Source organism: Candidatus Marivariicella framensis (assembly GCF_982709265.1).
On sequence record NZ_CEXPNT010000007.1, the window covers coordinates 54,154 to 66,534 of the forward strand.

Annotated in this window: 10 protein-coding genes; 2 read left to right on the plus strand and 8 right to left on the minus strand. The window is 28.1% G+C overall.

What is annotated here, in order from left to right; all coding sequences use genetic code 11:
- Positions 1 to 54: 54 nt before the first annotated feature.
- The 5 genes from AC34EU_RS03945 to AC34EU_RS03965 form a co-directional block, all read right to left on the minus strand.
- Positions 55 to 225 (minus strand): DUF2007 domain-containing protein, encoded by a 171-nt coding sequence (locus AC34EU_RS03945; RefSeq protein ID WP_487533570.1) that lies wholly within the window; start codon positions 223 to 225, stop codon positions 55 to 57.
- 56 nt (positions 226 to 281) lie between these two features.
- Complete coding sequence (locus AC34EU_RS03950) at positions 282 to 956, minus strand: hypothetical protein (protein WP_487533569.1); 675 nt, start codon at positions 954 to 956, stop codon at positions 282 to 284.
- A gap of 13 nt (positions 957 to 969) precedes the next feature.
- Complete coding sequence (pheT, locus tag AC34EU_RS03955) at positions 970 to 3,396, minus strand: phenylalanine--tRNA ligase subunit beta (RefSeq protein ID WP_489666793.1); 2,427 nt, start codon at positions 3,394 to 3,396, stop codon at positions 970 to 972.
- A gap of 56 nt (positions 3,397 to 3,452) precedes the next feature.
- The gene (gene recG, locus AC34EU_RS03960) at positions 3,453 to 5,552 is read right to left on the minus strand and encodes an ATP-dependent DNA helicase RecG (protein WP_487533567.1); all 2,100 of its coding nucleotides are present in this window, start codon (positions 5,550 to 5,552) and stop codon (positions 3,453 to 3,455) included.
- 131 nt (positions 5,553 to 5,683) lie between these two features.
- Positions 5,684 to 6,961 (minus strand): amidohydrolase, encoded by a 1,278-nt coding sequence (locus tag AC34EU_RS03965; protein WP_487533566.1) that lies wholly within the window; start codon positions 6,959 to 6,961, stop codon positions 5,684 to 5,686.
- A gap of 85 nt (positions 6,962 to 7,046) precedes the next feature.
- Here AC34EU_RS03965 and AC34EU_RS03970 point away from each other — a divergent pair, with 85 nt between their 5' ends.
- Both AC34EU_RS03970 and AC34EU_RS03975 read left to right on the plus strand, forming a co-directional pair.
- Positions 7,047 to 9,368: an ATP-dependent helicase gene (locus AC34EU_RS03970; protein WP_487533565.1), complete on the plus strand. Its 2,322-nt coding sequence runs from the start codon at positions 7,047 to 7,049 to the stop codon at positions 9,366 to 9,368.
- Complete coding sequence (locus AC34EU_RS03975) at positions 9,365 to 9,976, plus strand: L-threonylcarbamoyladenylate synthase (protein WP_487533564.1); 612 nt, start codon at positions 9,365 to 9,367, stop codon at positions 9,974 to 9,976. Before AC34EU_RS03970 ends, AC34EU_RS03975 begins: the two co-directional genes overlap by 4 nt.
- Before the next feature lie 45 nt (positions 9,977 to 10,021).
- On the opposite strand, the gene AC34EU_RS03980 is transcribed toward AC34EU_RS03975, so the two are convergent.
- Genes AC34EU_RS03980 through AC34EU_RS03990 form a run of 3 tightly spaced genes read right to left on the minus strand, consistent with a single transcriptional unit; the run spans position 10,022 to position 12,370 of the window.
- Positions 10,022 to 10,873, minus strand: coding sequence for an OmpA/MotB family protein (locus AC34EU_RS03980; protein ID WP_487533563.1), 852 nt, complete (start codon positions 10,871 to 10,873; stop codon positions 10,022 to 10,024).
- A gap of 50 nt (positions 10,874 to 10,923) precedes the next feature.
- A complete protein-coding gene (locus tag AC34EU_RS03985; RefSeq protein WP_487533561.1) occupies positions 10,924 to 11,919 on the minus strand; it encodes a glycosyltransferase family 2 protein in 996 nt (331 codons plus the stop codon).
- 1 nt (position 11,920) lies between these two features.
- Positions 11,921 to 12,370 carry a type I restriction enzyme HsdR N-terminal domain-containing protein gene (locus tag AC34EU_RS03990; RefSeq protein ID WP_487533560.1) on the minus strand — a complete coding sequence of 150 codons (450 nt, stop codon included), beginning with the start codon at positions 12,368 to 12,370 and terminating at the stop codon, positions 11,921 to 11,923.
- Positions 12,371 to 12,381: the final 11 nt, after the last annotated feature.

The window sequence follows — 12,381 nt, forward strand, 5'->3', positions numbered from 1 at the left end:
GATTTCAATATAATTGAAATAAAATTAAAAAGCTTTTTATTTTTTCACTTAAGATCAAATGATCATTTTTATAATTTCTACTGCATTGATTTTTTCATCATCATGAACAAATACTTCTTGTGAAAAAGGGGCAGTAATTCCAAAACCAGCAAGTCTTGCTGATTCTGACTGATCCTTTATAACAGGGATAATATTTTTTTCAATAAGGGCGTTTTTAATTGCCATAACAATTATTGAAGATCCAGTATATATTCTAGAATATGAATTGATAATATAAATAATTAAACTTTATTGTATTTACTTTGCCAAATTTTGGAATTAAAATTTTTACCTAATGCAACACCTAAAAATAAAACTATAGAAACTATAGCTTTAAACATAAACAGAAATAAAAGCCAAAATGATGATGAGTCAGGAGACTTAGTAAATATTTGTAGTGGAGTTATAAGTGTAACTGCAAAACTAATAACTAATAATGTGATAAGTAAATTAATTAAAGAATGAAAGGGCCACATTCTTAGTTTTCTTAATGGATTTAAATCATTTCCCCATTTATGAATTAAATAGAAATAATTATTACCTATTGGAATAAACATTAAAGGATCGTCAGTTTTCTTTAAACGAAACATAATTGATGGTGCCATTATCTTAAAACTATTAATTTCAGTTTTATGGTCAAGCTCTAATTGTTTGATCTTATCAATTGCTTCAATTGGAACTTCACCCTTAAAAAACTGGATATCAAGAAAGCGAAGTCTATATTTAATACATGTTGTTCTTATTGAATTTAGATGAATAATTTTACTTGACTCAAGTATATCAAAATTAAACTTATTACGAGTTATAATTTGATTACTCACTTTAAAAGAATTAAAATGTTTGTCATCAAAATTTTTTCTATTTACTTGAATAATAATTGATTCTAAATTTGAAGTTTTAAGGAGATTTAAATTCATTCTGTATATTTTATTAACGAAGCTGAGCATTCAGCTCTTGCTCAAACTGTTTTTTTAATTTATTCATTACTTTATCTATGTAATTATCAGTTAAAGTTTTTCTTTTGTCAAGAAAAGTAAATCGAATACCATAAGATTTCTTGTCATTAGGGATTTTATTTCCTTCATATACATCAAATAATTCTACGGAGTCAAGTATGTTTTGCTCCGTTTTTTTAGATAGTTCAACAATAGATTCAAATGAAACAGATTTATCTAATAGCAATGCAAAGTCTCTTTGAGTAAATGGAAATTTTGCAATCTCACTTATCTTAAAATTTTCTTTAAAATTAGATTTTTCTATATAATTTATGTTTAGTACTGATGCATAAACTTCTTGATCTATACCAAAATAATCTCTTATAGTTTTTTTTATTAAACCTAAATGACCTATTTCTTTATTATTTGATTCAATTGATAAACCTTCTGAAAAAAAGTCTGAATTAAGAGTTGTGAATTTTAAATTTTTTAAATTTAAGTCATTTAAAATATCAGTTATAACACCTTTTAAATAAAAAAAGGGAGGAACTTTGTTGTCACCACTCCAATGAAGATTGTCATTTGACTTAACTAATCCAGTAAATAGAGATTTGTGCTCTATATTTTTTTTGCTTTCAATAAAATAGGTTTTTCCTAATTCAAAAACTTTAATGTTCTTTTGTTGTCTATTTAAATTAAAAGCTATTACTTCTAACCCTGAATAGACTAGAGTTTTTCTTAGTTGTGATAAGTCATTACCTAGAGGGTTAATTATTTTTATACTTTCAAGTTTGTCCAATGTTAAATTTGAAAGTTTGTCATATGCTGGATTTGTAATTGAATTATTTATAACCTCTATAAAACCTTTGCCTACAAGTTTTATTGAAACATATTCATCTATGAAAAAATCATTATTATCATTAAACTCAGGAAAATTAATTTTTAATTCGGTAGAGTTTAAAATTGAATTATATCCATAGACTCTTAAGATTTCCTCAATAATATCAGCAGGTCTATTAACATCAACTCTATACCTAGGTATTGTTAGTCCCACTCCTTCAACTGATACGCTTTCAATTTTAATCTCTAAAGCATTTAAAATATTTGTCAGGTCTTCTTTAGAAATGACTTGTCCAATGGTTTTATTAATTTTATCATAGGATAAAAACACTTTAATCTTTTCTTTTAAAGGTTCACAAGCTTCTTGAATTTCACTTGAAACATTTGCGTTAGCATATTTTATCATTAAAAGCGAAGCTCTTTTGAGTGCAAATTCAGTAATTTCAGGATCTATTCCTCTTTCAAATCGAAAAGATGCATCAGTTGAAAGTCCATGTCTTTTAGCACTTTTTCTTATACTAATTGGGTCAAAATATGCGCTTTCAAGAAAAATATTTGTAGTAGATTGATTTACAGCCGAAGATTCACCACCATATATACCAGCTAAACACAAAGGCTTCTTTTCATCACATATCATCAAATCCTCTGATGATAACTTAATAGTGGAACCATCTAGGGTTTTAAAATTACTTTTATTTTTTAGTGTCTTTACTATTATTTTTCCATTAATTCTATCAGCATCAAATGCATGTAATGGTTGACCTAAATCATGTAAAACATAATTTGTAATATCAACAATGTTATTCTTTGGTGAAATACCTACTGACTTTAAAAGGTTTTGCATCCAACTTGGTGAAGGTCCAATTTTTATATCGGTAAGTGTAATTCCAAAATATCTTGGACAAATCTCAGGATTGTTAACTTGAACACCAATTGTTTTAGTATTGGACCCAGAGGGGAATGGTTCTACAGTAGGACTATTCCATTCATATTTAATTTTATTTTGTATAAATGAAGCTTTTAAATCACGAGCAACACCCATATGACTCATCGCATCTGCTCTATTTGGGGTTAATCCAATATCAAAAACATAATCTTCACTTATCTTAAAAACTTTTCCACAAGGAGTCCCAATTGGAATATCATCACTTAACACTAAAATTCCATCATGAGAATCACCAAGTCCAAGCTCATCTTCAGCACAAATCATACCATGACTTTCTTCACCTCTTATTTTACTTGCTTTAATTTTAATTTCAACACCATCCTTAGTATATAATTTAGAACCTACAAGAGCTACAGGAACTTTTTGACCTTCATCAACATTTGGTGCTCCACAAACAATTTGTAATATTTCAGATTTATTTACTTTAACTTTAGTTAGTTTCAAACGATCAGCATTTGGATGTTGAATACAACTAATAATTTCTCCGACAACAACACCTTCTAAACCTCCTTTGACAGTTTCAAAAAAATTCACTCCTTCAACTTCAAGTCCAAGATCAGTCAAATGAGAAGCAATTTTTTCAATAGGTAAATCAGATTTTATATATTCTTTTAACCAGTTGTAAGATATTTTCACAAAATATATTTTAATTGAGAATCAAATATTAATACAAATATAATGCATCAAATTCTTTAGCTGATATAATTCCATATGTTTTTGAAAGTTCCAATTTCAGATAAAGTATGTTTGATACATTGGTTTGACTTTTTTTCGAGATTTTCATCTATTTCTAATATTTTTTTTACTGATTCACGAGCAAGTATCAATAAATCGTTATCATTTATTAGATCTGCTATTTTTAGATTTAAAACTCCACTTTGCTGAGTGCCCATTATGTTTCCAGGTCCTCGAAGCTTAAGATCTACATCTGCTATTTCAAATCCATTATTTGTTTTAACCATTGTATTAATTCTTAATTTAGAATCTTTTGATAATTTATTTCCAGTCATTAATATGCAATAACTTTGATTATTTCCTCTTCCTACTCTCCCTCTTAGTTGGTGTAGTTGAGATAAACCAAATCTTTCGCTACTTTCAATTACCATCACTGAGGCGTTTGGAACATTTACTCCAACTTCAATAACAGTAGTTGAAACCATAATTTGTGTTTCACCTTTAATAAATCTATTCATTTCATACTCCTTATCTATATTTTTCATTTTACCATTAAGTATTGAGATTTTATATTTTGGTAAGGGAAAAGATCTACTTATACTTTCATATCCATCCATAAGGTCTTTGTAATCCATTTTTTCAGATTCCTCAATTAATGGATATACTATATAAATTTGTCTTCCCATTTTAATCTCTTTCTTAATAAAATTAAATACAGACAACCTTTTGCTGTCATTTCGATGAACAGTTTTAATCATTTTTCTGCCTGGAGGCAGCTCATTTATTACTGAAATATCAAGATCACCGTATAAAGTCATAGCAAGTGTTCTAGGAATAGGAGTAGCTGTCATTACTAAAATATGCGGTGGAAGAGTGTTTTTCATCCACAGTTTAGACCTTTGGGCAACTCCAAACCTATGTTGTTCGTCAATTATAGCTAATCCTAAATTTTTAAAAATAACTGGGTCTTCTATAAGGGCATGAGTTCCAATTAAAATGTCAACTTCACCTATCTTTAATCTCTCTAAAATAGGAATACGTTTACTTTTTTTAACACTACCAGTTATAATATCTACCTTAACACCTATCTTCTCTGATAATTTCTTAAACAATTTATAATGTTGTTGAGCGAGAATTTCAGTAGGCGCCATTAAACAAGATTGAAAACCATTATCAATAGAAATAAGCATACTCATAAACGCAACTATAGTTTTACCAGAACCTACGTCTCCTTGAAGTAATCTGTTCATTTGACGACCTGTAGCTAAATCTTTTCTAATTTCCTTTATTACTTTAACTTGAGCATTAGTTAAATTAAAAGATAAATGATGATGAAAAAAATCATTGAAATTGACTCCTATATCTGAAAAAATATAACCCTTAATCTTCTTCTTTCTTTGCTTGTTCTTAATTAAAATTTGAATTTGTAAATAAAAAAATTCTTCAAATTTTAATCTTTTTTGAGCTTTAGCTAACATTTCAAGACTTTCTGGAAAATGAATATTCCTTATTGCCAAATCATTTGAAATTAAACCTATATAGCTTAATAAATTAGTTGGCAAAGATTCTCTAAAAGGTTTTGAATAAGATTCAAAAAACTCATAAAACATTTTTTTGAAAATATTTTGAGTAATTCCAGAATTAATAGCTCTTTCAGTAGTAGGATAAATAGTATTGAAAGAAATTCTTTTTTTTAATTTAAAAGAACTCAACAACTCTATTTCGGGATGAGGCATATTTATGGAGCCATTAAAATTATTAATCTTTCCAAATACTATATAGGGAGTATTTAATTTTAAATTAGAAGCAATCCATTTATGTCCTCTAAACCATATTAAATCAATTGCCCCAGTTTCATCTTCAAATGAACCTATAAGTCTTGATTTGTTTTTAGATTGAATAGTTCTTAAATTAGTTATAGAACCAATAATTTGAATCTCCGATATTGAATTAGGCAACTGGTTTATTTTGTGAAACTTAGTTCTGTCTAAGTATCTACTAGGAAAAAAATGAATTAAATCTTGTATTGTATCAATCCCAAATTCATCCTTCAACAAGGCATGTCTGTTTGGTCCAACACCATTAAGGTAAATAATTGATTTTTGTAGTTCATTCATTTATTATTCGAATTTAAAGCATTTAAATAAAAGAAATTTTACTTTTAATAATAAATGAGTGCATTAGTTATATCTGGAGGTGCGGGGAGAAGGAGAAGAGGTTTAGACCAATGGAAAGTCAGCTTTAAAGATTAATTTTTAAGATAATCTAAAGCTAATTGAGTCATTGTTTTTATACCCAAGCTCATTGAGCTATCATCAACATAAAAATCAGGAGTATGGTGAGAAGGTGCCTCATTTTCTGGAATTGATCTAGGGGTGCCTCCCAAAAAATAATATAATCCTGGAATTTTATCTTGAAAATATGAAAAATCTTCAGCACCAGTAACTGCATCACTTAATATGACATTTTCTTTACCTGCAATGGATTGTAAAGTTGGTAACATCATTTCGGTTAGGTTAGGATCATTATATGTGATAGAGGCTCCATCAGTAATTGTTATTGAAGCTTTTGCTCCATAAGCAGCAGCAACTCCTGTAACTATTTCATACATTCTTTTCCTAATTAATTCTTTCATTTCAAGATCAAGAGTTCTAATAGTGCCAATCATTTGAACGCTTTCAGGAATAATATTGAATCTAATTCCAGAATGAATAGAACCTACAGAAATTACAGCTGCTTGTTTTGTTAATTCACTGTTTCTGCTAATTATTGTTTGTAATCCTGAAATTATCTGAGAAGAGACTAATATTGGATCAACTCCAAGCCATGGTGAAGATCCATGAGATTGTTTCCCAACGATATCAATCACAAATCGTTGAGATGCAGCCATAATTCCTTTGGGACGATAATTAATTTTGCCTACATGTAAACCAGAACTTATATGTAATCCAAAAATTGCATCAACATCTGGACTTTTTAAAACTCCCTCCTTTATCATTTGCAAGGCACCTCCAGTTTCTCCCTCAGGAGGACCTTCTTCTGCAGGTTGAAAAATAAACTTTACAGTACCATTAAAATTTTTATTTTTTGATAATATTTCAGCAACCCCCATTAAAATAGCTACATGAGTATCGTGTCCACAAGCATGCATTACTCCAGTTTCCCTATTGTTGTATTTAGCAATGACATTAGATTTGTATGGAAGATTATTTCTCTCAGTAACTGGAAGAGCATCCATATCAGCTCTTAATGCCACAACTTTACCAGGCTTTCTACCTCTTAAAAGACCAACTACACCAGTATGAGCAATTCCTGTTTTAACTTCAATACCTAGACTCTGTAGATGTTCTGCTACCATTTTAGAAGTATTAAATTCTCTATTTGAGAGTTCAGGGTTTTGATGGATTTCATGCCTCCACTTAATTACTTTTTTTTCAATTTCTTGAATATCTTGAGCATTAATTGAAAATGAATAAATAAATAAATAAATAAATATTTGGCTTTTGTTGATAATATACTGGCTCATAAGCGGTCTTCTTTTTATTAAAGATAGCATCTTTATAAATTATAAAAATAAATTATAGTATGAATTTTTAATATATTTTTTTATTATGAACAAAAACAAAGTAGATTTTATAAGTGAACTAAATGATGCCCAAAAAGCACCTGTAATTCATAAAGAAGGTCCTTTAATAGTTATAGCTGGAGCAGGATCAGGTAAGACAAGAGTTTTAACTTATAGGATTGCCTATTTAATTCAACAAGGTGTAGATCCTTTTGAGGTTTTATCACTGACTTTTACAAATAAAGCTGCTAGAGAGATGAAGGAAAGAATCTCTAATCTTATAGATCCTTCAGAGGCTAAAAATTTATGGATGGGAACTTTTCACTCAGTTTTTGCTCGTTTGTTACGCGCAGAAGCTGATAAACTTGGTTTTCCTTCGAATTTTACAATTTATGACACGCAAGACTCTGAGAGATTAATTGGAAGTATTATAAAAGAAATGAATTTAGAAAAAGATATTTATAAAACTAAACAGGTTAGAAATCGTATTTCTGCTTTTAAAAATAGTTTAATTACAGTAAAAGCATATTATAATGATTCTGACCTCATTGAAGCAGATAAAATGGCAAGGCGTCCAAAAATTGGTGAAATTTATAATGAATATGTAGAAAGATGTTTTAAGGCAGGAGCAATGGATTTTGATGATTTATTATTGAGGACAAATGAGCTTTTAAATAGATTTCCAAGAGTTTTATCAAAATATCAAAATCGATTCAAATATATATTAGTAGATGAATATCAAGACACTAATCATTCTCAATATTTAATTGTTAAAGCTTTATCTGATAAATTTCAAAATATTTGTGTAGTAGGAGACGATGCTCAAAGTATATATGCCTTCAGAGGAGCAAACATTAATAATATATTAAATTTTCAAAATGATTATGAGGATGTGAAATTGTATAGACTTGAACAGAATTACAGATCTACTAAAAACATAGTTAATGCAGCAAATTCTGTAATTAATCACAATCAGTCTAAAATTGATAAAGTTGTATGGACAGCAAATCAAGAAGGGTCAAAAATCAAGATTAAATGCTTAGCTTCCGACGCAGATGAAGGTAGGGCAGTGGCTTCAGTTATTTTTGAAAATAAAATGAATAATCAAAAAAAAAATAAAGATTTTGCTGTTTTATATCGAACTAATGCACAATCAAGAGCAATAGAAGATTCATTAAGAAAAAGAAATATTCAATATAGAGTTTATGGAGGGCTGTCTTTTTATCAAAGAAAAGAAATAAAAGATATTTTAGCCTATTTAAGAATAATTGTTAACCCAAATGATGAGGAAAGTCTTAAAAGAATAATTAATTATCCAACAAGAGGAATAGGCGTTACAACAATAGATAAATTAATTATAGCTTCAAAGGAAAATAATTTGACCTTGTTTGAAGTAGTTCAAAATTTATCGAAATTAAATATCGGCATTAATAATGGGACTAAAGAAAAGTTATATGGATTTTTAAGTATAATTAAACTATTTCAGATTGAAAATGAAAAACTTAATGCATATCAAATAGCAGATTTAGTTACCAAAAAAACTGGAATTATTAATGTTTTAAAAGCTGAAGGAACTCCAGAAAATATTTCAAAAATTGATAATATTGAAGAACTTTTAAATGGTATAAGAGATTTTACTGAAGGGCAAATAGAAATAGTAAATGCAACAGGAAGTATAAGTGAATTCTTAGAAGACGTTGCATTAGCTACTGACTTTGATAATGATAAAGATCCCAATGCAGATAAAGTTTCATTAATGACAATTCATCTAGCCAAAGGCCTAGAGTTTCCTGAAGTTTTTATTGTTGGGCTAGAAGAAGATTTATTTCCCTCTGCGATGAGTTTAAATACAAGAGAAGAATTAGAAGAAGAAAGAAGATTGTTTTATGTCGCAATTACTAGAGCAAAAGAAAAGGCACACATAACATATACTCAGTCTAGATATAGGTGGGGTAAGTTGATTGATGCAGAGCCTAGTCGTTTTATTGAAGAAATTGATCCTGAATTTGTTGAGAAAGAGTATCTAGATCGTCATAAATCTAAACCTTTAGTTAACTCTTCAATATTTGGATCATTCAATAACAAAAATAATCAAAAAGAATTTAATTCAGTTTCAAAACCAAACCAATCTCAACTTTCAAAATTAAAAAGAATTAATAGTATTCAAGTCTCTGATAAAAACTCTAATAATAATTTAATTAAACTCGTTGTTGGAACGCAAGTAACCCATGGTCGTTTTGGAAAAGGCAAAGTTTCATCTATAGAAGGTAAGGGTAATGATAAAAAGGCAGCAATTGATTTTCAGGGTTTTGGAGTTAAAAACTTACTAATCAGATTTGCTAAATTAACAGTTGTTAATGATAAATGAGTTTAATCGAAATATATTCAGATAACCCAAATCCTAATCAAATAAATATAATAATTGATGTGTTGAAAAGTGATGGTGTTATCATTTACCCAACAGATACTGTTTATGCGATAGGCTGTATGAGTAATAGTTCTGTTGGTTTAAAAAAATTATTAAAATTGAAATCGAGAAAAGTAGATAAACTAACTCTTAGTTTTATTTTTAAAGATATTTCTTCTTTATCTCTTTTTGTAAAGCCATATAGTAATAAAGTATATAGAATTTTAAATAAATACTTACCCGGACCTTATGCTTTTATAATGGATGCTCAAAAAAAGTTCCCAAAGCCTTTTCAAAAAAAAAAAGAAATTGGCGTTAGAGTTATTAACCATCCAATATTGAAATCTATTTTAAATAAACTTGATGCTCCTCTAGTAACAAGTTCTTTACACGACAAAAATAAAGTTATTGATTACACAACAGATCCAAAACTGATTTTTGATCGATGGAATGATAAAGTAGATCTAATTATTGATGGTGGATTCTCTGGAAATATTCCATCAACTGTTATTGATTTGAGAGCAGATAGTTTTATTTTAATTAGAGAAGGAAAAGGAAATGTTTTTTAAAAAACAAAACATGCTCTTTAAAGCACAAGTTTTGTTTATACATTCCTATTGTGCAGACTCCATTCCCTTTTCAATAAGGTCATAGAATTGATCAAGCTTGGGTAAAACTATAATTCTAGTTCTTCTATTCTTAGCTCTATTAGAAGCGTTATCGTTGTCAAACAAAGGAATGTAAGAACTTCTTCCTGCTGCAGTCATTCTTTCAGGGGAAACTTCAAAATCATTTTGTAAGATTCTAACAACTGCTGTAGCTCTCATAACACTTAAATCCCAATTATCTAATATTGTCTCTGTCTTAATTGGCACATTATCAGTATGTCCTTCAACTAGAAATTCTAATTCAGGACGATTATTAACAACTGCTGCTACTTTACCTAAAACTTCTTTAGCACGTTTAGTAATCATGTAACTACCTGAATTAAATAATAATTTATCTGAAATAGAAACATAAACTACTCCTTTTTCAACATTAACCTCTATGTCTCCATCATTTAAATTACCAAGAACACCTTTTAAACTGGTAACTAAGGCTAATGTAACCGAATCCTTTCTTGTGACAGCATCCTGCATTTTTTGAATACGAATATCTTTTTCTTTCATACTCTCTAGAGACTTTTCAAGGTTTTCAGCTCCCTTTTGAGATAGCGTAGTTAAATTTCCAAGGTTATTAATTAGACCCTGATTATTTGTCTTTAAAAACTTTACTTGATCTTTTAAAGCCAAAAGATTGGTAATCGCTGTCTCTTTTTCATCTTTACATGTATTAAGTTGAACTGATGTTGAATTAAGGTTGTTTTTTGTATTTGTTTGTAAAGTTTCTAATTCCTGGTATTTCTTTTGTGACACACAAGATGTAAAAATAATAGAAATTATTATAAGTGATGCTATATTCTTCATTTGTAAATTATTAGATTATTAAAATCAAAACTATTTTAAATATAAAAGTATTATTTTGAAATTTTTGTGAAAATCTGATCCTTTTTTATAAAATAAGACCAAATAATTGATTTTGTTGACCAATAGTTGTTTTTGTTTTTAGAAGAAATCCTTTTATTGTAATGAGATTTAAAATTGATATAAAATGAAAAGTGAGCTCTAACAATAGATAAAATTGGAATAAATTTTCCTTTAAGAAGAAATCTTAAGGAAGCAATAAAGTCTAAAATAAGTCTTGTGAATAATATTCTAAACAAATATTCTCTAGGTAAGTTTTTAGTTAAAAGAATAAGAGAATTTCTGAAGTTTAAATACCATTTATATCCAGATAAAGGGAGTGTTCCGCCCCCCACATGATATACTTTTGATTCTCCAATTGATATTGTTTTAAGATTTTGATTGAAGGCCCTCCAACACAAGTCAATTTCCTCAAAGTGAGCAAAAAAATCATTATCAAATCCTTTTAAACGAATCCAAGCATTTTTTCTTATGAAAAAACAAGCACCACTTGCCCAGAATATTAGTTTGTTATTATTGTATTGATCATTATTTTCTTCAATTGAATCAAAAATTCTACCCCTACAATACGGGTAACCATAAAAATCAATAAACCCTCCTGCAGCTCCAGCATATTCAAATCGATTTCTGTTGTTGTAATCTAAAATGATAGGCTGAGCTATTGAAATTTTATCATTATTATTAAAAATCTTATAAATTGGATCAAGCCAATTCTCTGTTACTTCAACATCCGTATTTAATAAACAAAATACATCAGCATTAATATTCTTTAAACCTTTATTGTATCCCTCTGCAAAACCATAATTTTTATCTAACAATATAAACTTTACATTGGGGAAATTTAGTTTGACATATTCAATTGAATTATCAATTGAATTATTATCAATAATATATATATCTGAATCATTAGTATGCGTATTAAGAATAGGTAAAAATTTTCTTAATAATTTTTCACCATTATAGTTAAGTAAAACAACTGTGATATTCATTTTAATTTTTTTTAAAATTTGGAATTTCAGTTAAAAATAAATAATCATTAGTCTCATAATTAACAATACAAAAATAGTGAGACAGCCCATTGGAGACGATTAAATATTTACTTTTAAATGTTAAATTATATTTAGCTATTTGATCAAATGAATCTTGAGTTATTTTAATTTTTGGTGATTTACATTCAACAAGAATAATTACATCTCCTTTTTTTGAATAAACAATAATATCATATCTTTTAGTAATTCCATTAACTAAAAGTTTTTTTTCAACATTAATTAATGATTTTGGATAATGTTTTATAAAAATAAGAAAATGGATACAATGTTGACGCACCCATTCTTCCGGAGTAAGTAAAAACCATTTTTTTCTAATTATATCAAAAATGAAATGTTTATTTTCTTTATTTTTGATTTGAATATCAAAATCTGGGAAATTTAGTTGTTCCATAAAACAAAATT